Source organism: Streptomyces saintjeani (assembly GCF_055409605.1).
Genome location: NZ_CP189624.1, coordinates 6,761,517 through 6,786,731 on the forward strand (window position 1 = coordinate 6,761,517; position 25,215 = coordinate 6,786,731).

The window sequence follows — 25,215 nt, forward strand, 5'->3', positions numbered from 1 at the left end:
TCGAGGATCTGGAAGTGGCGGTGCCGGGGGAAAAGGCCCGATGAGATCGGGCAACCGGAGCAGCATACAACGACCGCTCCCGTTGAACGAAACTACCACGATCGGTCTACGCTGCGTCCAATCCAGCAGCTCAGGGAGGCGCAGGTGGCGCAGGTGCCGCAGACATTCCTCGATGCTCTCGCGGTGCGCACCTGGTGCGGCCTCGCGCTGGCCGCCCTCGGCGGGGCCCGCGAGGAGATCGACGCGATCAACGTCTACCCCGTCGCGGACGGCGACACCGGCACCAACCTGTACCTGACGCTCGAATCCGCGGCGACCGCCGTGGAGGCCGTGTTCACGGCCCACGAGCCCGGGGCGCCCTCCCTCGCCGACGCCGCGCACGCGATGGCGCACGGCGCACTCATAGGCGCGCGCGGGAACTCCGGCACGATCCTCGCCCAGCTCCTGCGCGGCATGTCCCAGGTCCTCGCCGCCGACGGTGACGCCTCTCACACCGACGGCCCCGGCCTCGGCCTCGCCCTGCGCAGCGCCGCCGCCCTCGCCCGCCAGGCCGTCGCCCACCCCGTCGAGGGCACCGTCCTGACCGTCGCCACGGCCGCCGCCGACGCCGCCTGCCAGGACACCGGCGACTGCGGCTCCGTCGCCCGCGCGGCCTACCGGGGGGCGTGCACGGCCCTGGCGGCCACGCCGGGGCAGCTCGCCGTCCTCCAGGACGCGGGGGTCGTGGACGCGGGCGGGCGGGGGCTGGTGGCGGTGCTGGGGGCGCTGGTGGAGACGTTCACGGGGGAGGCGCCCGCGCGCGGGGGAGCGGTGGGTGTGACGAGTGCCGGGATCGGGGTCCCCGCGCGTGTGCGGGACGAAGACGAGAGCTGCGCCGAGGGGGACGGGCCCGCCTTCGAGGTCATCTACCTCCTGGAGGCCGGGGACGCGGCCGTCGCCCGCCTCAGGACGCGACTGGACGCGCTGGGGGACTCCCTGGTCGTCGTCGGCGGGGACGGGCTGTGGAACGTGCACGTGCACGTGGACGACGCCGGGGCCGCCGTCGAGGCCGGGGTCGAGGCGGGACGGCCGTACCGGATCCGGATCACCCACTTCGGCGCCGGGGACGCGCACACCGCGCGCGGGGAACGGGCGCCGCGCGAACGCGTCCAGCGCGCCGTGGTGGCCGTCGTGCCGGGGGAGGGGCTCGCGGGGCTGTACGCGCAGGCGGGGGCGACGACCGTGCTGGCCAGGCCGGGGGAGCCGCCCGCCAGTGGCGAGCTGGTCGAGGCCGTCCGGCGTGCGCACGCGCGCGAGGTCGTGCTCCTGCCCAACGACGCCGACCTGCGCCACACGGCCGCCGCCGCTGCCGAGCAGTCCCGTACGGAGGGCATCCGGGTCGCCCTGATCCCGACCCGCTCGGCGGTCCAGGGCATCGCCGCCCTCGCCGTCCACGAACCCGACCGGCGCTTCGACGAGGACGTCGTCTCCATGACCTCCGCCGCCGGCGCGACCCGCTACGCCGAGGTCACCGTCGCCGAACGCCAGTCCTGGACCATGGCCGGGATCTGCCAGGCCGGCGACGTCCTCGGCCTCGTCGAGGGGGACGTCGCCGTCATCGGCACGGACGTCACCGACACGGCCCGCGAGGTCCTCGACCGGATGCTCTCGGCGGGCGGCGAACTCGTCACCCTCGTCCTCGGCGACGACGCCCCCGACACGATCGCCGACCAGCTGGAGACCCGCGTACGGGAGGCGTACCTGGCGGTCGACACGGTCGTCTACCGGGGTGGCCGCCAGGGCTCCCTGCTGCTGATCGGCGTCGAGTAGCTCAGCCGCCTTCGCGCACCCCCTGGAGCAACTGCTCCGCCTCCGTACGACGGGACGCCGCCGTATCGTCGTCCGCCCCCGGCCCGTACGCGGCCAGCACCCCCCGCGCGCGGGCGGCGGCGTCCTGCGGGCGGCCCAGGTCCGCCTCCAGCCAGCCGGCGGCCAGCTCGGCGGACGTGCGCGCGTGCAGGGCGTCGTCCGTGAGGACGGCGAACACGGCGACCGCGTCGGAGATCTGCGCGAGGGCCTCCTCCAGGGCCGCGCGGATCGAGTCGTCGTCCGCGTCCTCGGCGGCCGAGCGGGCCAGCAGATCGCCGAACTGGCGGTGCGTGTGGCCCAGTTCCACGACCAGCCGGCGGCGGGACTCCTCGTCCTCGTCGTCCGCCGGGTCGAGGGCGTCCAGCGCGTCCGCGCACTCCGTGACCGCCGCCGCCATCAGCTCGCGCGCGCTGCCGACGCCGTCGTCCGTACGCAGCGCCAGCCACGCGCGGGCGCGCAGGGCCCGCACCAGGCCGTGCACGTTCCCGAGGGAGCGCCACAGCTCACCCGCGCGCGTGTACGCCTGATCGGCCTCCGGGAGCAGCTCCGCCTGGCTCAGCGACTCCGCCGCCAGGTGCGCCAGCGTCGCGTGGTCGTGCTGCTCCGGCCAGTGCCGCGCGATCTCGGCCGCCTGGAGCCGGCGCTCGGCCGCCGCCCGGTGCTCGCCGAGCTCGCTCAGGCAGTCACCGAGCCACCACTTCGTCTGGACGACCGTCCCGTCGCCGTGCGTCTCGACGGTCAGGTCGGCCAGCGCCGACTCCAGGACCTCGGCGGCCTCCGCCCACCGGCCCTGCCGGACCAGGTGACCGCCCAGCTGGTGCCGGGCCCACGCGCCGAACGTCGGGCCCTCGCCGGCCTCGTCGGCCCAGTGCGCCGCCTCCAGGGCGTGCTCAGCGGCCTCCTCGGCCTCTCCCCGGCCCCCGACGACCTCCGCGAGCTGAAGATGCAGCTGAGCCCGCCCCACGGGCTCCAGGACCGGCCCACCGTGCTCCAGGGCCGCCCTGAGCGCCCGCTCCGCCTGCGTCATGTCACCGAGATGGTGCGCGAGGGACGCGAGCCGCGCCTCGTACTCCACCGCGAACCACGGCAGCCCCGCCGCCACGAACTCGGCCGACGCGCGCGCGAACAGCTGCGCCGCCCCCTCCGGGTCCCCGCCGAGGGCCGCCAGCTCCGCGAGCATCGCGTGGGCCTCCGCCACACGCGCGTGCAGCCGCACGTCGTCCCCCGCACGCCCGCCGACCAGCGCGAGCACCTCCCGTACGGCGGCCTCGGCGACCGGGAACACGTCCTGTCCGGCGTCCTCCTCGTGCGCGCGCCGCATCAGGATCCGCGCCCTGCTCATCAGCACCCCGGCCGCCTGCCGCACCCCGGTGCCGTCCTCGGCGTACAGGGCCAGCACCCGGTCGTACGGCTCCTCGACGGCCGCGAGCGCCTCCTCGACGTCACCGGCGAGCGCCCGGACGTACGCCCCGCGCGCGCGGGCCGCCAGGGACTCGCCCGGGTCGTCCGCCTCCGCGTACCAGCGGGCCGCCTCATCGAAGGACGCCAGGCCCTCCGTGCCGCGCGCCATGCCCTCGTGCTCCGCCAGCTCCGCGCGGTCGCGGGGCGCCAGGGCGGTGTCCCCGGCGGCCTCGCCGACCGCCACCCACGCCTCCACGGCGTGCGGCTGGAGCGTGTCCGACTGGCGGCGCGCCTCCGCGAGCAGCGCCGCGAGATCGGGCTCCCCCTCCGAGGACGGCTCCCGCACCGCGCGCGGCGCGGGGACCGGCGCCGACACCGGCGGGCGCGCGCCGCGCACCCCCAGCGGCAGCCGGTCCGTCAGCGGCTCCTGCGCCATCCGCGCGCGGGCACGGTCCGACACGTGCGTACTGCCGTTGCGGGCGTCGAACTCGCCGGCCAGCCGCAGCGCCTCCGCGCGCGCGTGGGACGCCAGCTCCGCCGCCGTCCACTCCCGGCCCGCCGGACCCGGCACCTGCCGGCCGCCCAGGCCAAGGCCCGTCAGCCGGTCCGTCAGGAGGGTGACCACGCTCAGGAAGTCCAGCTTGCTGCGCGGATGACCGTCGTCCGTGAAGTACGCGGGACGCTCCGCCAGCAGCTCCAGCGCGCGCGCCTCGTTGCCGGTCAGCGCGCAGAACTCGACGTGGTCCGCGTACGCGCCCCGCATCGACTCCATCGACCGCACCAGCCGGAAACCCCGCAGATGGTTCGCCCGCGCCTCGTCCGCACGGCCCAGCCGCAGCAGCGGCACCAGGGACGACGCCAGCACCGTGTGCGGCTCGTGCGCGCACGCGTACGCGCCGTCCAGGACCGGCGCCCACAGCCGCAGCGCCTCCTCGTCCCGGCCGCACTCCGCATGCCACCAGCCCTGCCCGTGCAGCTCGCACGCGTGACAGTCCGCCATCTGGTCGCGGTCCGCCGCCAGCCACGCCGTGAACGCCCGCTCCGCGCGCGCGAGATCACCGATGTGCGCGGCGACACTGAACTCCGCGCTGCGCACCGCCCGCTCCGAATGACCCGCCAGCCGGTAGCGGTGCTCCATCTCGCCGAGCCACTTCTCGACCGACGCCAGCGGGATGTGCGGCTGGTCCAGCATCCCCGCCGACATCCACTTGAACACCCAGTGCAGCGAGTGCGCCTCGTACTCGTCGAAGTCCTCCGGACGCTCGTCCCACATGCGCAGCAGCCGCGCGAACGGGACGAACATCTTCGCCTTCTCGGAGCTGTAGTTGTAGACCTTCAGCTGATGCCCGAGCGCCTCCACCACCGCCAGCGGGATCCCCAGCTTCTCCGCCTCGCCGAGCAGGTGCTCCGCACGCGCGTTGCGCGCCGGGCCCTCCGGCTCCTCGCCGTTCTGAGCCATCGCGTGGCGCAGCGCGTCGAAATTCTCGATGTTCTCGATCTCACTCATTCCTGCCGCCCTCACCATGAGTGGCCCACTCCAGCAGACCGATGAACGCCCGGTTCAGCAGCGCCGAGTCCGCCGGCCGCAAAGGACGCTGCGCCATCAGCAGCGCCTGCCCGTACAACGACTCCGTCGCCGTCCCGATCAGTTCCGGGTCCTTCAGGGAACTGATCCGCCGGATCAGCGCGTTGTGATGGTTGAGCACCAGCCGCGCGCGCGGAGCACCGCCCCGCAGCGACCCCAGGATGCCCGCCCACAGGTCGTCCGCCTGCTCCTCGGCCTCCGCGCGCGCCTGCTCGTGCCGCGCCTGCCGGTCGTCCAGATGCAGCGCCGGCACCGACAGCGGATGGAACGCCCGCAGCACCACGTCACACCCCAGCGGGTCCAGCGTCGCCCGCGCCGCCGCCAGGAACCCCGCCAGCGCCAGCTCCTCCGCCGTGTCCACGGCGTCCAGATGAGCCGTCACCGTGTCCGCGTCCAGCTCCGCCACCGACGTGCCCGGACGCACCGACGGCAACGCCTCGACCAGCTCACTGTCGTACGTGTAACCGCCGTTGACCACCCCGATGCCCTGCGCCGAGGCGATCGGCGCGACCTGGCGGTACTCCTCCACCGTGCGCGTGAAGTGCACCACCGGGTGACGCTGCGCGAACTCCTCCAGCGACAGGCGGCCGTCCGTCGTCTCGAACGGCAGCCACGGCAGCATCGTCCGCAGCATCTCCGGATCGTGCCGCGCCAGCGACTTCACACCCAGGTGATGCACCGCCAGGAACGCCGCCAGGCGCTCCGGATCGCCCGCCGCGAGACCCGTCAGCCACGCCCTGATCCGCTCCCCGAGCGCCTCCCGGACGGCCGCCAGCGTCTCGTCCTCGTACAGCGCCTCGCGCGACGCCGTGGGCCGCAGCGAGTCCGTGTCCAGGACGCAGCGCACGAAGAACGCCCAGTCCGGCAGGAGCTGTTCGGCCCGCTCCGTCAGCAGCATCCCCTTCAGGTGCACCCGGTGCGTCGCCCGCTGCGCCGGGGACACCGCCGACGGCAGCACGTACGCCACCCCCCGGATCCCCGCCAGCGGCACCGACAGCTCGATCGAGTCCAGCGGCGTGAACCCGAACAGTCCGTGGCAGTGCCGCGCCAGCGCCACCCGCCGGTTCGCGGGGGACGGGTACGCGCGGTCCCAGGGCGCCGGCAGGTCCGTGACCGCCTCCTCGCCCACCCGCACGTCGTACGGCAGCAGCGAGCCGAAGTCCTTCGCCAGCGCCAGCACGCGCGCCTCGGACAGCCACTCGGCCGCGCCCGCGCGCGCCTGGAGGTACACCGTCGTGCCCGGCTCCGGGCGCGCCTCGTCCGGGAGCGTGCGCACGGAGTACGAGCCGTCGTCGCGCGCCGTCCACTCCACCGGACGCGCCCCCGGCGTGCGCGCGCTCCGGGAGACCACGCGGATCCTCTCGGCGACCACGAAACAGGCCAGCAGGCCGATCCCGAACTGGCCGAGGAAGTCCGAACGCGCCTCCTGGAGACCGTCGGAACGCTTCGAGCTGCGCCCGATCGTCGCCAGCAGACTGTGCACGTCGGACTCGGTCAGGCCGATGCCGGAGTCCTCCACGCGCAGGCCGGAGCCGTCCGTGAACAGGCGCACCCGCGCGGGAGCGCCGGGGTCCTCCGCACGGCGCGCGGTGATCGCGTCCACCGCGTTCTGGAGCAGTTCGCGCAGGTAGACCTTCGGACTGGAGTAGAGGTGATGGGAGAGCAGGTCCACCAGACCACGCAGGTCGACCTGGAACGTGTGAGGTGACTGGGATGCCTGGGATGACTTCGAGGTCTGGGAGTCCATCGTCGCAGCGCCGTTGGGGGGTGAGCGTCGGCGCGGGGTCGGGCGGTCCCGGACTGGGGCGGTGACCGCGGAAGGGATGGCGTGAGGCGCGACATACTAGGGCCCAAGCGACGCGGCTGACCAGGGGTTTCAGGACATGTCTAGGGGATTGTCAGTGGCGTGGTGTGCAATGGATCTCGTGCCCGCACTGGAAGAACCGCTCAAAAAAGTGCTCGGCCCCGCCACCGCGAAGGTGATGGCCGAGCACCTCGGCCTGCACACGGTCGGCGACCTCCTGCACCACTATCCGCGCAGATACGAGGAGCGCGGACAGCTCACCCACCTCGCCGACCTGCCCATGGACGAGCACGTGACGGTGGTCGCGATGGTCGCCGACGCCCGGCTGCACACGTTCGCTTCCTCCAAAGCGCCCCGCGGCAAGGGACAACGACTGGAAGTCACCATCACCGACGGCAGCGGCCGTCTCCAGCTCGTCTTCTTCGGCAACGGCGTGCACAAACCCCACAGCGACCTCCTCCCCGGCACCCGCGCGATGTTCTCCGGCAAGGTGTCCGTCTTCAACCGCCGCCTCCAGCTCGCGCACCCCGCGTACCAGCTCCTCAAGGGCGACGACACCGAGGCGGGCGAGTCGGTCGAGACCTGGGCCGGCGCCCTGATCCCGCTCTACCCCGCCACCGCCAAACTGGAGTCCTGGAAACTCGCGAAGGCGATCCAGACGGTCCTGCCCACCGCCCAGGAGGCCCTGGACCCCCTCCCGCCCTCCCTCCGCGAAGGCCGGGGCCTGGTCTCCCTCCCCGAGGCCCTCCTCAAGATCCACCGACCCCACACCAAGTCCGACGTCGCCGAAGCCCGTGCCCGCCTGAAGTGGGACGAGGCGTTCGTCCTCCAGGTGGCCCTCGCCCGCCGCCGCCACTCCGACACCCAACTCCCGGCCGTCCCCCGCGCCCCGTCCCCCGACGGCCTCCTCACCGCCTTCGACGACCGCCTCCCCTTCACCCTCACGGACGGCCAGCAGAAGGTCTCCCGGGAGATCTTCGACGACCTCGCGACGAGCCACCCGATGCACCGGCTGCTTCAGGGGGAGGTCGGTTCCGGGAAAGCCCAACCGCTCGACGCGCTGGTGCTCACACCCACCGGATACCGGCGGATGGGGGATCTGGCCGTGGGTGACGAGGTCATCGTGCCGGAGGGCGAGATCGCACGTGTCGACGGTGTCTTCCCCCAAGGGGAGCGGCCTGTCTGGCGTCTGGTCCTCTCCGACGGAAGCTCCGTGGAGTGCGACGACGAGCACCTGTGGATCGTCGGGACGCACGGGGGGCTGCCTCCCCGGGTGATGACGGCCCGGGAGATCCGCCGGGACACGTCCGAGGCGGACGGAGCCCCGAAGTGGTACATCCCGGCAGCGGCCCCCGTCGACCTCGGAGGTGACGCCGCGCTGCCGCTGGACCCCTACCGTCTCGGCCTCCTCCTCGCCGACGGCCCGTCCGTCCCCGAGGACTTCAAGAACACGTCGGTCAAGAACCGGCTCGCCCTGCTGCAAGGACTGCTGGACACGGACGGCACAGCCGACGCCGACGGCATGAGCATCTCGTTCTGTTCCGCCTCGCGCGGGCTCGCGGACGATGTCGCCTGGCTCGTACGCTCCCTGGGCGGTCGCGCCCGCGTTCTGCCCGAGAAGGCCGCTTTCACCGTATCGGTGGCGCTTCCGGACGAGTACGCGCCGTTCCGTCTAGCCCGCAAAGCCGCCCGTGTCCGTCCCCGGCCGAAGGACGACACCTTCCGGCGCGGTGTCCGAGCGGTCGAGTACGTAGGCGTCAAACCGGTCCAGTGCATCAGCGTCGATCACTCCAGCCACGCCTACATCACCGACAACTTCACCGTCACCCACAACACGATGGTCGCCCTGCGCGCCATGCTCGCCGTCGTCGACGCGGGCGGCCAGGCCGCGATGCTGGCTCCCACCGAGGTGCTGGCCCAGCAGCATCACCGGTCCGTCGTCGAGATGATGGGGGATCTCGCCGAGGGCGGGATGCTGGGCGGGTCGGACAAGGCGACCAAGGTGGTCGTGCTCACCGGGTCGATGGGGGCCGCCGGCCGCAGGCAGGCGTTGCTCGATCTCGTGACCGGCGAGGCCGGGATCGTCATCGGGACGCACGCGCTGATCGAGGACAAGGTGCAGTTCCACGACCTGGGGCTGGTCGTCGTCGACGAGCAGCACCGGTTCGGGGTGGAGCAGCGGGACGCGCTGCGGGGGAAGGGGAAGCAGCCGCCGCATCTGCTCGTGATGACCGCCACGCCGATTCCCCGGACCGTGGCGATGACCGTGTTCGGGGACCTGGAGACGTCCGTACTCGACCAGTTGCCGGCCGGGCGCTCCCCGATCGCCACGCATGTCGTGCCCGCCGCCGACAAGCCCCACTTCCTCACGCGCGCGTGGGAGCGGGTGCGCGAAGAGGTGGGCAAGGGGCATCAGGCGTACGTCGTCTGTCCCCGGATCGGGGACGAGGAGGACGACAAGAAGGCGAAGAAGGAAGCGCCCGAGGGGGACAAGCGCCCGCCTCTGGCGGTTCTGGACGTCGCCGACCAGCTGTCCAAGGGCCCGCTCCAGGGCCTCAGGGTCGAGGTCCTGCACGGCCGTATGCACCCCGACGACAAGGACGCGGTGATGCGGAGGTTCACCGCGGGGGAGACGGACGTCCTGGTCGCGACGACGGTCATCGAGGTCGGCGTCAACGTCCCCAACGCCACCGCCATGGTGATCATGGACGCGGACCGCTTCGGCGTGTCCCAGCTCCACCAGCTCCGGGGCCGGGTGGGCCGGGGTTCGGCGGCGGGCCTCTGCCTCCTCGTCACGGACATGCCGGAAGCGAGCGCGGCCCGCCAGCGCCTCAACGCGGTCGCCTCGACGCTGGACGGCTTCGAACTGTCGCGGATCGACCTGGAGCAGCGCCGAGAGGGCGACGTGCTGGGCCAGGCACAGTCGGGAGCGCGCTCCTCCCTGCGGGTCCTGGAGGTCATCGAGGACGAGGAGGTCATCGCGGAGGCGAGACAGGAGGCGACGACACTGGTGCGGGAGAACCCGGACCTGGAGGGGCTGCCGGGTCTGAAAACAGCGCTGGACGCGCTGTTGGACGAGGAGAGGGAGCAGTACCTGGAGAAGGGGTGAGCCACACTGGACCCGTACTCGACCCCGTACCAAGGACCTGAAGATGACCCGCGTGATCGCCGGAGAAGCCGGCGGACGTCGACTCGCCGTCCCCCCGGGAACCGGCACCCGCCCCACCTCCGACCGCGCACGCGAAGCCCTCATGTCCACCTGGGAATCCCTCCTCCGAGGCTCCCTCACCGGCGAACGGGTCCTCGACCTCTACGCGGGCTCGGGCGCGGTCGGCCTCGAAGCCCTCTCCCGGGGCGCGGCCCACACCCTCCTCGTGGAAGCCGACCCCAAAGCCGTCCGCACGATCCGCGAGAACGTGAGATCCCTCGCCCTCCCCGGCGCCGAAGTACGGCAGGGCAAGGCCGAGCAGATCATCCAGGCACCCCCCACCACCCCGTACGGCATCGCCTTCCTGGACCCCCCCTACGCGGTCACGGATCACGATCTTGGCGAGATCCTCCTCACACTCCGCACCGAAGGCTGGCTCACACCGGACGCGATCGTCACCGTGGAGCGCAGCACCAGAGGCGGAGAATTCCGCTGGCCGGCGGGGTTCGCACCGGTCAAGGCCCGTCGCTACGGCGAGGGAACGTTTTGGTACGGTCGCGCCGCCACGGGCGACAACGCCCCCACGTGCGAAGACGCACGATGACCGGACCGGAGAGCGAGGGATCACCAGTGCGCCGCGCCGTCTGTCCCGGGTCGTTCGACCCGATCACCAACGGACACCTCGACATCATCTCCCGCGCCTCCCGCCTCTACGACGAGGTGTACGTCGCGGTGATGATCAACAAATCGAAGCAGGGCCTCTTCGAGGTCGACGAGCGGATCGACCTGATCCGCCAGGTCACGGCCGAGTACGGCAACGTACGCGTGGAGTCCTTCCACGGCCTGCTGGTGGACTTCTGCAAGCAGCGGGAGATCCCGGCGATCGTCAAGGGCCTCAGAGCGGTCAGCGACTTCGACTACGAGCTCCAGATGGCGCAGATGAACATCGGCCTGTCCGGGGTGGAGACGCTGTTCGTGCCGACGAACCCGGCGTACAGCTTCCTGTCGTCCTCGCTCGTCAAGGAGGTCGCGACGTGGGGCGGCGACATCGCGCACCTGGTGCCGCCGATCGTGCTCGAAGCGCTCAACAAGCGCCTGCGCAAGGACTGATGGGACACCGGGGACTACAGTCGCCCTGTCCGTCTCCAACACAGCGGTAGAGAGTGGCGAGCCTAGGTGGACGTACAGAAGAAGCTCGACGAGATCGTCGCCGCGGTCTCCGGCGCGAGGTCGATGCCCATGTCGGCCTCGTGCGTGGTGAACCGCGCCGACCTGCTCGCCCTGCTGGAGGAGGTGCGTGCCGCGCTGCCGGACTCCCTCGCGCAGGCCGAGGAGCTGATCGGCGGCCGTGACCAGATGGTCGACCAGGCCCGCCAGGAGGCCGAGCGGATCATCACCACCGCGCACGCCGAGCGCGGCTCGCTGATCTCCGGCACCGAGGTGGCCCGCCGCTCCCAGGCCGAGGCCGACCGCATCCTCGCGGAGGCCCGCCGGGAGGCGGAGGAGGTCCGCGCCGAGGCGGACGAGTACGTCGACTCCAAGCTCGCCAACTTCGAGGTCGTCCTCACCAAGACGCTGGGCTCGGTCGGCCGGGGCCGCGAGAAACTCCTCGGCACGGGCCCGGGCCTCGATGAGAACGGCTACGCGGACGAGGACGCCCCCGAGCGCAGCCACGACCCGGAGACCCTCCGCAAGGACGCGGACGCGTACGTCGACGTCAAGCTCGGCGCCTTCGAGGCGGTGCTCGCCAAGACGCTGGAGGCGGTCGGCCGGGGCCGCGACAAGCTGCACGGCCGGATCGCCTCGGACGACCTCGGCGCCCTCGCCGACGACGCCACGACCTTCCAGCACTCCTCCGACGCCGACTTCCTCGCCGACCTCGCGGCCCTCTCCGACCGCGAGGAGTCCTCCCGCACGGGCTCGACCCCGATCCCGGCCCAGCCCGCGGCCCCGGCCGAGCAGCCCGTCGTCCACGGCTACGAGCAGCAGCCCGCGTACGGCTACCAGGACGGCTACGGCGGCTACGAGCAGCCGTACGCGCAGCCGGACCCGTACGCCTACCAGCAGGCCGACCCGTACGCGGCGACGGCCTACCAGGGGTACGACCAGCAGCAGGCGTACGAGCAGCAGCCGCAGCAGCCCCAGCAACAGCAGCACGCCCAGCAGTCGTACGCGCTCGACGAGACGAGCCTCTTCGACACCGGCATGATCACGCCGGAGCAGCTCAGGGCGTACGAGCAGGGGCGGGGTCTGTAGCCGAGCCCGTCACCGGGACCCGGATTGGGCTGTGCGCGAATGGTCCAGTATCCTGGCTCTTCGGTCGCGTGTACGTCCGCGATCAACGCTGCCCCGAAGCACCGCTGGGCGGCGCCCTCCAGCTCGGAAGAGATCGAAAACAGGAATGGCCGCGAACGCCCGCCTCGACCACCGCAACCCCCTCGTGTTCGACACGCACGAGCTGGGTCGGCGGCCTGGCGCGCTCCAGCGCCTGACCCGTGAGATCGACGCCCCCAAGGATCTCGGGATCCAGGGCGTCGTCGGAGTGCCGGAAGGCGCCCCGGTCGAACTGGAACTCCGGCTGGAGTCGGTCATGGACGGAGTGCTCGTCACAGGCACCGCCCGTGCACAGGCCGAGGGGGAGTGCGTAAGGTGTCTGGAGCCGGTCGGCCTTGAGGTCGACGCGGATTTCCAGGAGATGTTCTCGTACCCTGACGCCGACGACCGTGGCCGCCCGAAGGCGGAACCGGTCGACGACGTTGAGGACGACGAGGACACGCTCTTCATCGAGGACGGCCTGTTCGACCTCGAATCCGTGCTGCGTGACGCGGTGGTGCTCGCACTGCCGATGCAGCCGGTGTGCCAGGACGACTGCCCGGGACTGTGCTCCGAGTGTGGAGCCAGGCTCGCGGACGACCCGGACCACCGTCACGACGCCGTCGACATCCGTTGGGCGGCATTGCAGGGACTCTCGGGTTCGCTCGAATCCGACGAGAAGGACAAGATCACCGGCGCTGAAGCAGGCGTCGACGAGAAGCAGGAGAAGTAGCCGTGGCTGTTCCGAAGCGGAAGATGTCGCGCAGCAACACGCGCCACCGCCGGTCGCAGTGGAAGGCTGCGGTCCCCACCCTGGTTGCGTGCGAGCGCTGCCACGAGCCCAAGCTGCAGCACATCGCGTGCCCGTCTTGCGGCACCTACAACAAGCGCCAGGTCCTCGAAGTCTGAGGCTGGTGAGAGGCACTGTGTCCACGCCGAAGAAAAACTCTGCGGACAACACGGCCTCGTCCCACACGCTTCTGGAAGGGCGGCTCGGCTACCGGCTGGAGTCCGCCCTTCTGGTGCGTGCGCTGACGCACCGTTCCTACGCGTACGAGAACGGCGGTCTGCCGACGAACGAGCGGCTGGAGTTCCTCGGGGACTCCGTGCTCGGTCTCGTCGTCACCGACACGCTGTACACCACGCATCCCGACCTGCCGGAGGGCCAGCTGGCCAAGCTCCGTGCGGCGGTGGTGAACTCGCGCGCGCTGGCGGAGGTCGGCCGTGGCCTCGACCTGGGCTCCTTCATCCGGCTCGGCCGGGGTGAAGAGGGCACGGGCGGCCGGGACAAGGCGTCCATCCTCGCCGACACCCTTGAAGCGGTGATCGGCGCGGTCTATCTCGACCAGGGCCTCGACGCGGCCTCCGAACTGGTGCACCGCCTGTTCGACCCGCTGATCGAGAAGTCCTCGAACCTCGGTGCCGGCCTGGACTGGAAGACCAGTCTCCAGGAGCTCACCGCGACCGAAGGGCTCGGTGTCCCCGAGTACCTGGTCACGGAGACCGGCCCCGATCACGAGAAGACCTTCACTGCTGCCGCCCGCGTCGGAGGCGTCTCGTACGGCACCGGCACCGGCCGCAGCAAGAAGGAGGCGGAGCAGCAAGCCGCCGAGTCCGCGTGGCGCGCGATCCGCGCCGCGGCGGACGAACGGATCAAGCAGGAAGAGGCGGCGGCTGCCGAAGCCGCCACCGACGCCGAATCCGCCTCCGCGTAAAGAACATCCGACCGAGCGCCCGCCTCCGCCCAGGGGGCGGGCGCTCGGCTCACATCCGGGGAGTGTCATGCCCGAGTTGCCCGAGGTCGAGGTCGTCCGACGGGGTCTGGAGCGGTGGGTGGCCGGCCGCACGGTCGCCGACGCGGAGGTCCTGCACCCCAGAGCCGTACGCCGTCACCTCGCCGGCGCCGACGACTTCGCCCACCGCCTGAAGGGCCACCGCATCGGTACGCCGTCCCGGCGCGGCAAGTACCTCTGGCTGCCCCTCGACGACGGCGGTCAGGCGATCCTCGCCCACCTCGGGATGAGCGGTCAGCTCCTGGTCCAGCCGCCCGATGCCGCCGACGAGAAGCACCTGCGTATCCGGGTCCGGTTCGCCGACGACGTACAGACGCAGCTCCGCTTCGTCGACCAGCGCACCTTCGGCGGGCTCTCCCTGCACGACACGACGGACGACGGCCTCCCGGACGTCATCGGACACATCGCGCGCGACCCCCTGGACCCCCTCTTCGACGACGAGGCGTTCCACGAGTCCCTGCGCCGCAAGCGCACGACGGTCAAACGCGCGCTGCTGGACCAGTCGCTGATCAGCGGGGTCGGCAACATCTACGCGGACGAGGCGCTGTGGCGCAGCCGCCTGCACTACGACCGCCCGGTCACGGGCTTCACCCGCCCCCGCACGACCGAACTCCTCGGCCACGTCCGGGACGTCATGAACGCGGCCCTCGCCGTGGGCGGCACCAGCTTCGACAGCCTGTACGTCAACGTCAACGGCGAGTCGGGCTACTTCGACCGCTCCCTGGACGCGTACGGCCGCGAGGGCGAACCCTGCAACCGCTGCGGCACGGCGATGCGCCGCCGGCCGTGGATGAACCGGTCCAGCTACTTCTGCCCGAAGTGTCAGCGCCCGCCGCGCGTCTCGTCGTAGCGGGTGCGGGCCACGAGGACGTCGTCCATGTGGCCCTCCATGAACTGGATCAGTGCCAGCAGGCGTTCGGCGACCTCGCGGCCCAGGGGGGTCAACTCGTAGTCCACGCGCGGGGGGTTGGTCGGCTGGGCCTCGCGGTGGACGAAGCCGTCGCGCTCCAGGGCGTGCAGCGTCTGGGAGAGCATCTTCTCGCTCACGCCGTCGACCCGGCGGCGCAGTTCGTTGAAGCGCAGGGAGCCTTCGTGCAGGGCCCCGAGCGTCAGACCGCCCCACCTGCCGGTCACGTGTTCCAGCGCTCCCCGCGAGACGCAGGCTTTCGCGAACACGCTGTACGGCAGGTCCTCGACCGGGGTCTCCTGGGTGCTGGTCATGGGGTAAGGGTAGGCGAAACGAGCGCTTACCGACAGGTTGCACTAACCAGCGGTAAGCGCTAATCGGTCAGTAGCCGAAGTCCTGCGTCCACCACGGCCCACCCGAACCGAAGTGCACCCCGACCCCCAGCGTCTTGAAGTCGCAGTTCAGGATGTTCGCCTTGTGGCCGGGGCTGTTCATCCACGCGTCCATCACGGACGCGGCGTCGCCCTGGCCCCGGGCTATGTTCTCCCCGGCGAGGTCGGTGATCCCGGCGGCGGCAGCGCGGTCCCAGGGGGACTTGCCGTCGGGGTCGGTGTGGTCGAAGAAGCCCCGCGCGGCCATGTCCTCGCTGAACTTCTGGGCGAGATCCGCGAGGGCGCTGTTCGCGGACAGGGCGCTGCAACCGACCTTCGCGCGCTCCTCGTTGACGAGCACGAGGACCTGGGCGGCGGCCTGGAGTTCCGCCGACACGGCGTTCGCGGCCTTCACCGGTGCCTGCGCGGCGGGCGCCTGCGTCTCCTTCTCCTCCACCGGAGTCCCGGCCGCCTCGGAGGGGCCGGCGGAGGGTTTCGCCTCGGCGGCCTTCTTCGCGGGCGCCTTCTTCTCCTTCTCCGGTGCGGCCTTCGGAGCGGGCTTCGGCGCGAGAGAAGGGGACGCCGACGGGGTGGACGCCCCCGTACCGGCCCCGCTCTCCGCCGCACCCGCGGCGCCGCCCTGTTCGGAGGCCGCGTTGGTGGGGGAGCCGGAGGCGCGGACGTGGTCGCCGGAGGCGTCCGAGGCGCTGTCGCCGCCGAGCTTGTAGCTCTCCAGGCCGGGGACGATCCCCGACGTCACGGCGACCGCGCCGAGCGCGACGGCGGCGGAGACACCGAGGAGGCCGATGCGGACGGGGTGCTTCCTGCGGCGCCGGTGCGGACCGGCGGTGGCCGCCTCGGCGGCGCTGTCCGTCGCGTACAGGTAGTCGGAGCTGAGCGCGTTGGCGTCCGCGTACGCCTCGGGGTCCACGGAGGGGGGCATGCCCATGCCGGGGGTGTGGTCCTGCTCGTACGCGTCAGTGCTGCCGTGCGTGTGGCCCGTCTCGGCGCGTCCGGCGGCTGCGCGTCGGTGGCGTCCCATCTGCTGGCCTCCTGGCCTTCCTCGTACTGCGGCGTTCCTGAGCACCCCCGAGCGACACGGTCCCCGAGCCCTGTGGTCGCCGACTCCTCGCGGTCGCCCCGAATCACTCGATCGGGTGAGTTTCTTTTGGGTGGGGACGGTACCCCATGACGTCCGGGGAGGAAGTGTCCTGAGCGACATCGGTCTGGTTGGGTGGCTCTTATGAGCGAGGACGCACGACTGGTCGCCTGGGTCCGTGGACACGTACAGGGCGTGGGATTCCGCTGGTTCACCCGGGCCAAGGCGCTGGAGATCGGAGGGCTGAGTGGTTTTGCTCTCAATTTGGCCGACGGGCGCGTACAAGTGGTCGCCGAGGGGACCCGGGGCGACTGTGAAGGACTGCTGGACTGGCTGACGGGAGACGACACGCCCGGCCGTGTGGACGGTGTCACCGAGATTTGGGACACACCGCGCGGCGGTTACGACGGGTTCGCGATCCGCTGAGTCCTGAGGGGCCGGACGGTGCGCGGGAGGCCCGCCGGGCAGGGCCGCTGAGGAAAAGAAGCAGGTGGTTGCCAAGAAGCGCGCGCTCTGGCAGGCTCGCCGTCCAAGTGTGACCGCCGCGCCCCCGGGCTCCGCGAGGCTCGCAGCACCGCCGACGGGCGCCGTGCTCGCCGCTCGGGCCGCTCCGTACGGGGCGTGATCGTGTTGACCGTCAAACTTTTTGGTGAGACGCTGAGGGAACCCCGCGCACCTAGCTGTTCGGCATGGATGAACGGCAGCAACAACAGATCCTGCCCAGAGGCCGGGTGCGAATCCCTCACGACCCACACCGCTTCGGTCGGTCACTCAGTGTGGAGGACCATCCATCATGGCAAAGGCGCTTCTCGGTTACGTCGGCGGTTCCGACCCGCGACTCCTCGCCGAGATGCGACGGCTCCAGCAGCGCGTCCAGGATCTGGAATCCGAGCTCGGACGGATCCAGGCCGAGAACGACGCGCTGACGGCTGCCGCTTCTCACGACAGGCTCATGGAGAGCATCGACGCACACCAGCCGGAGCCTGCGTTCACCTGATCGCTAGCTGCACCGCTCCACGGCACCGTTTGAGTTGTCAAGATTTGCAAGGGACGCTTCGGCGTCCCTTCTTTTCTTTCCCGACTTCTCTTTCCCCGACATCTTTTACCGGGCCCCGCTCACTCTCTTTAACGTGTGGTGTGCCCGGCGCGTTCAGCCATGAAACCGCTGGGCCGCCCGGCGTTGGTAGAGTCCGGCGGCGTGCACCTCAAGGCCCTGACCCTGCGTGGGTTCAAGTCGTTCGCCTCCGCGACCACGCTCCGGTTCGAACCGGGGATCACCTGTGTCGTGGGGCCCAACGGGTCGGGCAAGTCCAACGTCGTCGACGCGCTCACCTGGGTCATGGGCGAGCACAGCGCGAAGTCGCTGCGCGGCGGCAAGATGGAGGACGTCATCTTCGCCGGTACGACCGGCCGCCCCCCGCTCGGCCGGGCCGAGGTCTCCCTCACGATCGACAACTCCGACGGCGCGCTGCCCATCGAGTACGCCGAGGTCACGATCACCCGGATCATGTTCCGGGGCGGCTCCAGCGAGTACCAGATCAACGGCGACACCTGCCGGCTCCTCGACATCCAGGACCTCCTCTCCGACTCCGGCATCGGCCGCGAGATGCACGTCATCGTCGGCCAGGGCCAGCTCGACTCCGTCCTGCACGCCGATCCCATGGGCCGCCGCGCGTTCATCGAAGAGGCGGCCGGAGTCCTCAAGCACCGCAAGCGCAAGGAGAAGGCGCTCCGCAAGCTCGACGCGATGCAGGTCAACCTCTCCCGCGTCCAGGACCTCACCGACGAACTCCGCCGCCAGCTCAAGCCGCTGGGCCGGCAGGCCGCGGTGGCCCGGCGTGCGGCTGTCATCCAGGCCGACCTCCGGGACGCCCGCCTCAGGCTGCTCGCCGACGACCTGGTCCGCCTCCGCGCCGCCCTCCAGACCGAGATCGCCGACGAAGCCGCGCTCAAGCAGCGCAAGGAGACGGCCGAGCAGGACCTCAGGAAGGCGCTCCAGCGCGAGGCCCACCTCGAAGACGAGGTCCGCCGTCTGACGCCCCGCCTCCAGCGCACCCAGCAGACCTGGTACGAGCTGTCCCAGCTCGCCGAACGCGTCCGGGGCACCATCTCCCTCGCCGACGCCCGCGTGAAGAGCGCGGCCTCCGCACCCCCCGAGGAACGCCGGGGCCGCGACCCCGAGGACCTCGAACGCGAGGCGGCCCGCGTCCGCGAGCAGGAAGCGGAACTGGAGGCCGCCCTCGAAGCCGCCGAACGCGCCCTGGAGGACACGGTCGCCCACCGCGCCGACCTCGAACGCGAGCTCGCCGCCGAGGAACGCCGTCTCAGGGACGCCGCCCGCGCCATCGCCGACCGCCGCGAGGGCCTGGCGCGTCTGGGCGGCCAGGTCAACGCGGCCCGCTCCCGGGCGGCCTCGGCACAGTCCGAGATCGACCGGTTGGCGCTGGCCCGCGACGCCGCGCAGGAACGGGCCGTCGCCGCACAGGAGGAGTACGAGACCCTGCGGGCCGAGGTGGAGGGCCTGGACGCGGACGACGAAACCTTGACGCAGGCCCACGAAGCGGCGAAACGCGCGCTGTCGGAGGCGGAGACAACGCTGAGCGCGGCGAGAGAAGCGGCGGTCGAGGCGGAACGCCGACGGGCGGCGACGAAGGCGAGACACGAGGCCCTGTCCCTGGGCCTGCGCCGCAAGGACGGCACGGGGACAGTGCTGGCGGCGAAGGACGGGCTCACGGGGGTACTGGGCCCGGCGGCAGAGCTGTTGACGATCACGCCGGGTTACGAGATCGCGCTCGCGGCGGCGTTCGGGGCGGCGGCGGACGCGGTGGCGGTGACGGGGGTGGGCTCGGCGGCGGAGGCGATCAGGCTGCTGCGGAAGCAGGACGGGGGGAGGGCGACGCTGTTGGTGGCGGGCGATAGCCCGTCTTTCAGGGGCGCGGGGCTGTGCCCGATGTGCGGCTACCGCCGCGCTGGGGGTACCTCCCTGCTCGATGAGCGTGGCGCAACCACATCTTTCAGGGGCGCGGGGAACTGCGCGACAAGCCACAACGAACCCGCACCCGCCACACCTCCTTTCGCAACCGAGCTGGTCCGCGCCCCCTCCGACCTCCTCCCCGCGATCCACCACCTCCTCCACAACATCGCCGTGGTCGACACCCTCGAAGACGCCGAGCAGTTGATCCGCCAGCACCCCCACCTCACCGCAGTCACCACAGAAGGCGACCTCCTCTCCCCCCACTTCGCCCACGGCGGCTCCGCAGGCGCCCCCAGCCTCCTCGAAGTGCAGGCGTCGGTGGACGAAGCAGCGGCGGAACTGGAAGAACTCGCCGTCCGCTGCGAGGAGTTGGCGGCACGACAGGACACCGCGAAAGAGCACCGCGAGGAATCCGCGTCCCGAGTGGAAGAACTGGCCGACCAACGCCGCACCGCGGACCGGGAGAAGTCCGCGGTGGCCCAGCAACTCGGCCGCCTCGCAGGCCAGTCGAGAGGCGCGACCGGCGAAGCGGAGAGAGCGACGGCAGCGGCGGCCCGAGCCCGGGACGCCCTGGACAAGGCCCTGGAAGAAGTCGAGATCCTCGCCGAACGCCTCGCGGTCGCCGGGGAGTTGCCCGTGGAGGAGGAGCCCGACCCCGCCGTACGCGACCGCCTCGCAGCGGACGGCGCGAACGCCCGCCAGACGGAGATGGAGGCCCGCCTCCAGGCCCGTACGCACGAGGAACGGGTCAAGGCCCTTGCGGGCAGGGCGGATTCACTGGACCGCGCGGCGAGGGCGGAGCGCGAGGCGAGGTCGAGGGCGGAACAACGGCAGCGCAGGCTGGCGTACGAAGCCTCCGTGGCAACGGCCGTGGCGGACGGCGCCCGGCACCTGCTGACCCACGTCGAAGCCTCCCTGCGCCAGGCGGAAGCCGAACGGGCCGAGGCCGAGGCGGAGAAGGCCGCGCGGGAACAGGAGCTGGCGGCGGAGCGCACCGTCGGCCGGGACCTGAAGGCCGAACTGGACAAGCTGACCGACTCGGTGCACAGGGGAGAGGTGCTCGGCGCCGAGAAGCGGATGCGGATCGAGCAGGTCGAGACGAAGGCGCTGGAGGAGCTGGGGGTCGAGCCGGAGGGCCTGGTCACGGAGTACGGCCCGCATCAGCTCGTACCGCCGTCGCCCCCGGCGGAGGGGGAGGAACCGGAGGAGGACCCCCAGCCGGTCCCCTTCGTCCGCGCGGAGCAGGAGAAGCGCCTGAGGTCGGCCGAACGGGCGTACCAGCAACTCGGCAAGGTGAACCCCCTCGCGCTGGAGGAGTTCGCGGCGCTGGAGGAACGCCACCAGTTCCTCAGCGAGCAGCTCGAAGACCTGAAGAAGACGCGCACGGACCTCCTCCAGGTCGTGAAGGAGGTGGACGAGCGCGTCGAGCAGGTGTTCAGCGAGGCGTTCCGGGACACGGCGAGGGAGTTCGAGGGGGTCTTCGGGCGGCTGTTCCCCGGCGGTGAGGGCCGCCTGATCCTGACGGATCCGGACAACATGCTGACGACGGGCGTGGACGTCGAGGCCCGCCCGCCCGGCAAGAAGGTCAAGCGGCTGTCGCTGCTGTCGGGCGGGGAACGGTCCCTGACGGCCGTAGCCCTGCTGGTGTCGATCTTCAAGGCGCGGCCGAGCCCGTTCTACGTGATGGACGAGGTGGAGGCGGCGCTCGACGACACGAACCTCCAGCGGCTGATCCGGATCATGCAGGAGTTGCAGGAGTCGTCGCAGCTGATCGTCATCACGCACCAGAAGCGGACGATGGAGGTCGCGGACGCGCTGTACGGGGTGTCGATGCAGGGGGACGGGGTCTCGAAGGTGATTTCGCAGCGACTGCGATGAGTTCAAGACTTGAACGCATCCCCGTCCAGGAGTGACTGTCATCTCACATCACTCCCCATTGGACTTCACAACTTGAAGGCATAGGCTCTGGGGCGTTGCTTTTCCCTTCAGGTGGTGGGCGGCGGCGTGCTGTGCGCCACTGGAGGGGCTGACCGTGGCCGGCAGCGTTGCCGGTGGCCCGAGGAGTTGATCGTGACCAGCACAGCGCAGGCGTCCAAGTCAGGAGCCCAGGCTCATCCCGACCATCTCGGGCACGTCATCTTCATCGCCGCCGCCGCGGCGATGGGCGGGTTCCTGTTCGGGTACGACAGTTCCGTCATCAACGGCGCGGTCGAGGCGATCCGGGACCGGTACGACATCGGGTCCGCCGCGCTCGCGCAGGTCATCGCGATCGCGCTGATCGGCTGTGCGATCGGGGCGGCGACGGCGGGGCGGATCGCCGACCGGATCGGGCGGATCCGGTGCATGCAGATCTCCGCCGTGATGTTCACGGTCAGCGCGGTCGGCTCCGCGCTGCCGTTCGCGCTGTGGGACCTCGCGCTGTGGCGGGTCGTCGGCGGGTTCGCGATCGGGATGGCGTCCGTCATCGGTCCCGCGTACATCGCCGAGGTCGCGCCGCCCGCGTACCGGGGGCGGCTCGGGTCCTTCCAGCAGGCCGCGATCGTCATCGGGATCGCCATCTCGCAGCTCGTCAACTGGGGGCTGCTGAACGCCGCCGGCGGGGATCAGCGCGGGAAGCTGATGGGGATCGAAGCCTGGCAGGTCATGCTGGGTGTGATGGTCGTACCGGCCGTGCTGTACGGGCTGCTGTCCTTCGCGATTCCCGAGTCGCCGCGGTTCCTGCTGTCCGTCGGGAAGCGGGAGCGGGCGCGGGAGATCCTCGTCGAGGTCGAGGGCGAGAGCGCCGACCTCGACGCGCGGGTCGCCGAGATCGAGCACGCGATGAAGAGCGAGCACAAGTCGACGTTCAAGGACCTGCTCGGCGGTGGCTTCTTCTTCAAGCCGATCGTCTGGATCGGCATCGGGCTCTCCGTCTTCCAGCAGTTCGTGGGCATCAACGTCGCGTTCTACTACTCGTCCACGCTGTGGCAGTCGGTGGGCGTCGACCCGACGGACTCGTTCTTCTACTCCTTCACGACGTCGATCATCAACATCGTCGGTACGGTCATCGCGATGATCTTCGTCGACCGGGTGGGCCGCAGGCCGCTCGCGCTCATCGGCTCGGTCGGCATGGTGATCGGCCTCGCGCTGGAGGCGTGGGCCTTCTCGTACGACCTCGTCGACGGCAAGCTCCCCACGGCGCAGGGCTGGACGGCCCTCGTCGCCGCCCACATCTTCGTCCTCTTCTTCGCGCTGTCCTGGGGCGTCGTCGTCTGGGTCTTCCTCGGCGAGATGTTCCCGAACCGCATCCGCGCAGCCGCCCTCGGCGTCGCCGCCTCCGCGCAATGGATCGCCAACTGGGCGATCACGGCGAGCTTCCCGTCCCTGGCCGACTGGAACCTCTCCGCGACGTACATCATCTACACGGTCTTCGCGGCCCTCTCCATCCCCTTCGTCCTCAGGTTCGTCAAGGAGACGAAGGGCAAGTCCCTGGAGGAAATGGGCTGAGGCCCTCCCCGAGCCCGGGGAGAAGGACCAAGTCCCCGCTGTCCTTCTCCCCGAACACGTCCGCCGTCCCCGGGTTTCCGGGGGCGGCGGATTTCGTATGCGGACCGATCGGCGAGCTTTCTCAGGCCCCCGCCTCCGGCAGCACCCGTTCCGCGAACAGGCGCAGGCTCTGCCAGCCCTCCTCGATCGGCATGCCGCCGGCCAAGGGGTGGAGTACGAGGTTGTCGAGGTTCTGGGTCAGGCATTCGGCCGGGGTGAGGATTCTGTATACGCCCTCCTCCCGGAGCTCGTCGATCGTGGTCGCCGTCGAGCGGACCACCGAGTGGATGTCCGTCGACTGCCAGGCGGCGTACGTCCGGGCCTCGTGGAGGAAGTGGTGGCCGTGGGTCTGCCAGGTCTTGTCGGGGGTTTCCGAGATGTGGAGGAGGGGGGTTTCCGCGGGCGGCATCAGGACCCAGCCTTCCGTGCCGTACTCCTTCAGGCGGGCCTTGTAGTAGGTCTCCAGCGCCGGGAGGTGGGCGCTGGGGAAGAAGGGGAGGCCCAGGCGGGCCGCTCGGCGGGCGGAGGCCTGGGAGGAGCCGCCCACCAGGAGGAGGGGGTGCGGGGACGTCGCCGGGCGCGGGGTGACCCGTACCGTGCGGCCCCGGTACGTGAAGGGCTCGCCGGTCCACGCCTGGAGGAGCGTTTCCAGGAGTTCGTCCTGGAGACGGCCCCGGCGCTCCCAGGGGACGCCCGCCCGGTCGTACTCCTCGCGGCGGTAGCCGATGCCGGTCACCGTCATCAGGCGGCCCGCGCTCAGGAGGTCCAGTACGGCGATGTCCTCCGCCAGCCGCAGGGGGTCGTGCAGTGGGCCGATCGCCGCGGAGACGGTCACCGCGAGGCGCTTCGTCGCGCCCAGCACCGCGCCCGCGAACGTGAACGGCGACGGCAGCCAGTTGTTCTCGGCGCCGTGGTGCTCCTCCGTCTGGACGGTCGTGACGCCGTGGTCGTCCGCGTACGCGGCCATGCGGAGGGCCGCCTGATAGCGGGCGGCGAGCTCGGCGGGGGTGGCGTCCGGGGCGGCGAGGTTGAAGCGGAGCACGGAGACGGGCATGGCGGGCCCCTTCGTCGGTGGGGAGGGACCGTAACTGACGGCACGTCAGATCGCCAGGGGTTCGCCGGGCCGGTCGGACCCCGTGCGGCCGACGGCCCCCCGATCGAGAGGTCACGCATACTGGTGCCGTTATGGAAACCGTCATCCTTGTAGTCATCATCGCCGTGGTCCTTCTCGGGGCGATCGGTGGACTCGTGGTCGGGACGCGGCGCAAGAAGCCGCTGCCCGCGCCGCCGCCGTCCACCACGCCCGACCTGACCGCGCCACCGGCCGAACCGCACGTCGGTGACGAGGCCGAGACGCCGCGCGACGAAGAGCGGCGAACCATAGAGGAAGTCGACCTCCCGGTCGCGGCGGAGCCCGAGGCTCCCGCGATCGAGGTCCCCGAGCCCACGGCCGGGCGGCTCGTCCGCCTCCGCGCGCGGCTCTCCCGCTCCCAGAACGCGCTCGGCAAGGGACTGCTCACGCTGCTGTCGCGCGAGCACCTCGACGACGACACGTGGGAGGAGATCGAGGAGATCCTCCTCACCGCCGACGTCGGGGTCATGCCGACGCAGGAACTCGTCGACGGGCTCCGCGAGCGCGTGAAGGTGCTCGGCACGCGGACGCCGGACGAGCTGCGGGGGCTGCTCCGGGAAGAGCTGCTCAAGCTGGTCGGTACGGACGTGGACCGCGCCGTCCGGACCGAGCCCGAGGGGCGTAAGCCGGGCGTCGTCATGGTCGTCGGGGTCAACGGGACCGGGAAGACGACCACGACCGGCAAGCTGGCGCGTGTCCTCGTCGCCGACGGGCGGACCGTCGTCCTCGGCGCTGCCGATACGTTTCGCGCCGCCGCCGCCGATCAGTTGCAGACGTGGGGGGAGCGGGTCGGGGCGTACACCGTGCGCGGGCCCGAGGGGGGTGACCCTGCCTCCATCGCCTTCGACGCGGTGAAGGAGGGCAAGGAGATGGGCGTCGACGTGGTGCTCATCGACACCGCCGGGCGGCTGCACACCAAGACCGGGCTCATGGACGAGCTGGGGAAGGTCAAGCGGGTCGTCGAGAAGCAGGCGCCGCTGGACGAGGTGCTGCTCGTGCTGGACGCGACGACTGGGCAGAACGGGCTTGTTCAGGCTCGGGTGTTCGCGGAGGTCGTCGACATCACGGGCATCGTGCTCACCAAGCTGGACGGGACCGCCAAGGGCGGGATTGTCGTGGCGGTGCAGCGGGAGTTGGGGGTGCCGGTGAAGTTGATCGGGCTGGGGGAGGGCGCTGATGATCTGGCGCCGTTCGAGCCTGAGGCGTTCGTCGATGCGCTTATCGGGGACTAGGGGTGCCTACTGGGGTGCCGGGTTCTGTCCGTCGGCGGCTGCGGGTGCGTTGTGGCTTGTCGCGCCCACGCGGCGGAAGCCGC

The 25,215-nt window shown here is 71.3% G+C and carries 18 protein-coding genes and 1 pseudogene; 14 read left to right on the forward strand and 5 right to left on the reverse strand.

Annotated features, from left to right (window positions below):
• Positions 1-144: 144 nt before the first annotated feature.
• The gene (locus tag ACQCO7_RS30915; protein WP_464074880.1) at positions 145-1,809 is read left to right on the forward strand and encodes a DAK2 domain-containing protein; all 1,665 of its coding nucleotides are present in this window, start codon (positions 145-147) and stop codon (positions 1,807-1,809) included.
• Between the two features lies 1 nt (position 1,810).
• Here ACQCO7_RS30915 and ACQCO7_RS30920 read toward each other — a convergent pair whose 3' ends face one another.
• A complete protein-coding gene (locus ACQCO7_RS30920) occupies positions 1,811-4,756 on the reverse strand; it encodes a tetratricopeptide repeat protein (protein ID WP_464074881.1) in 2,946 nt (981 codons plus the stop codon).
• Complete coding sequence (locus ACQCO7_RS30925) at positions 4,749-6,581, reverse strand: HSP90 family protein (RefSeq protein WP_464074882.1); 1,833 nt, start codon at positions 6,579-6,581, stop codon at positions 4,749-4,751. Before ACQCO7_RS30925 ends, ACQCO7_RS30920 begins: the two co-directional genes overlap by 8 nt.
• 169 nt (positions 6,582-6,750) lie before the next feature.
• On the opposite strand from ACQCO7_RS30925, the gene ACQCO7_RS30930 reads away from it, so the two are divergent.
• The 8 genes and pseudogenes from ACQCO7_RS30930 to mutM all read left to right on the forward strand — a co-directional run bounded on the left by ACQCO7_RS30930 (position 6,751) and on the right by mutM (position 14,742).
• On the forward strand, positions 6,751-9,747 hold the full coding sequence (locus tag ACQCO7_RS30930; protein ID WP_464074883.1) for a helicase-related protein: 2,997 nt from the start codon (positions 6,751-6,753) through the stop codon (positions 9,745-9,747).
• A gap of 31 nt (positions 9,748-9,778) precedes the next feature.
• Positions 9,779-10,390: pseudogene (rsmD, locus tag ACQCO7_RS30935) on the forward strand (16S rRNA (guanine(966)-N(2))-methyltransferase RsmD); the annotation flags it as partial.
• A gap of 26 nt (positions 10,391-10,416) precedes the next feature.
• The gene (gene coaD, locus ACQCO7_RS30940; RefSeq protein WP_010353878.1) at positions 10,417-10,896 is read left to right on the forward strand and encodes a pantetheine-phosphate adenylyltransferase; all 480 of its coding nucleotides are present in this window, start codon (positions 10,417-10,419) and stop codon (positions 10,894-10,896) included.
• A gap of 66 nt (positions 10,897-10,962) precedes the next feature.
• Complete coding sequence (locus ACQCO7_RS30945; RefSeq protein WP_464074884.1) at positions 10,963-12,042, forward strand: DivIVA domain-containing protein; 1,080 nt, start codon at positions 10,963-10,965, stop codon at positions 12,040-12,042.
• Positions 12,043-12,187: 145 nt separating this feature from the next.
• Complete coding sequence (locus tag ACQCO7_RS30950) at positions 12,188-12,832, forward strand: YceD family protein (RefSeq protein WP_464074885.1); 645 nt, start codon at positions 12,188-12,190, stop codon at positions 12,830-12,832.
• A 2-nt stretch (positions 12,833-12,834) separates the two neighbouring features.
• On the forward strand, positions 12,835-13,008 hold the full coding sequence (gene rpmF, locus ACQCO7_RS30955; protein ID WP_007493396.1) for a 50S ribosomal protein L32: 174 nt from the start codon (positions 12,835-12,837) through the stop codon (positions 13,006-13,008).
• A 17-nt stretch (positions 13,009-13,025) separates the two neighbouring features.
• Positions 13,026-13,814 carry a ribonuclease III gene (gene rnc, locus ACQCO7_RS30960; protein ID WP_464077324.1) on the forward strand — a complete coding sequence of 263 codons (789 nt, stop codon included), beginning with the start codon at positions 13,026-13,028 and terminating at the stop codon, positions 13,812-13,814.
• Positions 13,815-13,881: 67 nt separating this feature from the next.
• Positions 13,882-14,742: a bifunctional DNA-formamidopyrimidine glycosylase/DNA-(apurinic or apyrimidinic site) lyase gene (gene mutM, locus ACQCO7_RS30965; RefSeq protein WP_464074886.1), complete on the forward strand. Its 861-nt coding sequence runs from the start codon at positions 13,882-13,884 to the stop codon at positions 14,740-14,742.
• On the opposite strand, the gene ACQCO7_RS30970 is transcribed toward mutM, so the two are convergent.
• Positions 14,715-15,113, reverse strand: a complete 399-nt coding sequence (locus ACQCO7_RS30970) for a winged helix-turn-helix transcriptional regulator (protein ID WP_464074887.1) — start codon at positions 15,111-15,113, stop codon at positions 14,715-14,717. The two genes, mutM and ACQCO7_RS30970, sit on opposite strands and share 28 nt — an antisense overlap.
• Positions 15,114-15,180: 67 nt before the next feature.
• A complete protein-coding gene (locus ACQCO7_RS30975; protein WP_464074888.1) occupies positions 15,181-16,212 on the reverse strand; it encodes a CAP domain-containing protein in 1,032 nt (343 codons plus the stop codon).
• Between the two features lie 201 nt (positions 16,213-16,413).
• Here ACQCO7_RS30975 and ACQCO7_RS30980 point away from each other — a divergent pair, with 201 nt between their 5' ends.
• The 4 genes from ACQCO7_RS30980 to ACQCO7_RS30995 all read left to right on the forward strand — a co-directional run bounded on the left by ACQCO7_RS30980 (position 16,414) and on the right by ACQCO7_RS30995 (position 22,729).
• Positions 16,414-16,695: an acylphosphatase gene (locus ACQCO7_RS30980; RefSeq protein ID WP_461801422.1), complete on the forward strand. Its 282-nt coding sequence runs from the start codon at positions 16,414-16,416 to the stop codon at positions 16,693-16,695.
• A gap of 367 nt (positions 16,696-17,062) precedes the next feature.
• On the forward strand, positions 17,063-17,266 hold the full coding sequence (locus tag ACQCO7_RS30985; protein WP_010353869.1) for a hypothetical protein: 204 nt from the start codon (positions 17,063-17,065) through the stop codon (positions 17,264-17,266).
• Positions 17,267-17,467: 201 nt separating this feature from the next.
• Positions 17,468-21,121: an AAA family ATPase gene (locus ACQCO7_RS30990; RefSeq protein WP_464074889.1), complete on the forward strand. Its 3,654-nt coding sequence runs from the start codon at positions 17,468-17,470 to the stop codon at positions 21,119-21,121.
• Between the two features lie 192 nt (positions 21,122-21,313).
• Positions 21,314-22,729 (forward strand): sugar porter family MFS transporter, encoded by a 1,416-nt coding sequence (locus ACQCO7_RS30995; RefSeq protein ID WP_010353867.1) that lies wholly within the window; start codon positions 21,314-21,316, stop codon positions 22,727-22,729.
• A 121-nt stretch (positions 22,730-22,850) separates the two neighbouring features.
• On the opposite strand, the gene ACQCO7_RS31000 is transcribed toward ACQCO7_RS30995, so the two are convergent.
• A complete protein-coding gene (locus ACQCO7_RS31000) occupies positions 22,851-23,822 on the reverse strand; it encodes an LLM class flavin-dependent oxidoreductase (RefSeq protein WP_464074890.1) in 972 nt (323 codons plus the stop codon).
• 131 nt (positions 23,823-23,953) lie between these two features.
• On the opposite strand from ACQCO7_RS31000, the gene ftsY reads away from it, so the two are divergent.
• Complete coding sequence (ftsY, locus tag ACQCO7_RS31005; RefSeq protein ID WP_464074891.1) at positions 23,954-25,132, forward strand: signal recognition particle-docking protein FtsY; 1,179 nt, start codon at positions 23,954-23,956, stop codon at positions 25,130-25,132.
• Positions 25,133-25,215 lie beyond the last annotated feature (83 nt).

Bases quoted from the DNA above. Each gene is read 5' to 3' on its own strand.
- ACQCO7_RS30920 (WP_464074881.1), bottom strand. From the start codon at position 4,756: ATGAGTGAGATCGAGAACATCGAGAATTTCGACGCGCTGCGCCACGCG.
- ACQCO7_RS30925 (WP_464074882.1), bottom strand. From the start codon at position 6,581: ATGGACTCCCAGACCTCGAAGTCATCCCAGGCATCCCAGTCACCTCAC.
- ACQCO7_RS30930 (WP_464074883.1), top strand. From the start codon at position 6,751: ATGGATCTCGTGCCCGCACTGGAAGAACCGCTCAAAAAAGTGCTCGGC.
- ACQCO7_RS30950 (WP_464074885.1), top strand. From the start codon at position 12,188: ATGGCCGCGAACGCCCGCCTCGACCACCGCAACCCCCTCGTGTTCGAC.
- mutM (WP_464074886.1), top strand. From the start codon at position 13,882: ATGCCCGAGTTGCCCGAGGTCGAGGTCGTCCGACGGGGTCTGGAGCGG.
- ACQCO7_RS30970 (WP_464074887.1), bottom strand. From the start codon at position 15,113: ATGACCAGCACCCAGGAGACCCCGGTCGAGGACCTGCCGTACAGCGTG.
- ACQCO7_RS30975 (WP_464074888.1), bottom strand. From the start codon at position 16,212: ATGGGACGCCACCGACGCGCAGCCGCCGGACGCGCCGAGACGGGCCAC.
- ACQCO7_RS30980 (WP_461801422.1), top strand. From the start codon at position 16,414: ATGAGCGAGGACGCACGACTGGTCGCCTGGGTCCGTGGACACGTACAG.
- ACQCO7_RS30985 (WP_010353869.1), top strand. From the start codon at position 17,063: ATGGCAAAGGCGCTTCTCGGTTACGTCGGCGGTTCCGACCCGCGACTC.
- ACQCO7_RS31000 (WP_464074890.1), bottom strand. From the start codon at position 23,822: ATGCCCGTCTCCGTGCTCCGCTTCAACCTCGCCGCCCCGGACGCCACC.
- ftsY (WP_464074891.1), top strand. From the start codon at position 23,954: ATGGAAACCGTCATCCTTGTAGTCATCATCGCCGTGGTCCTTCTCGGG.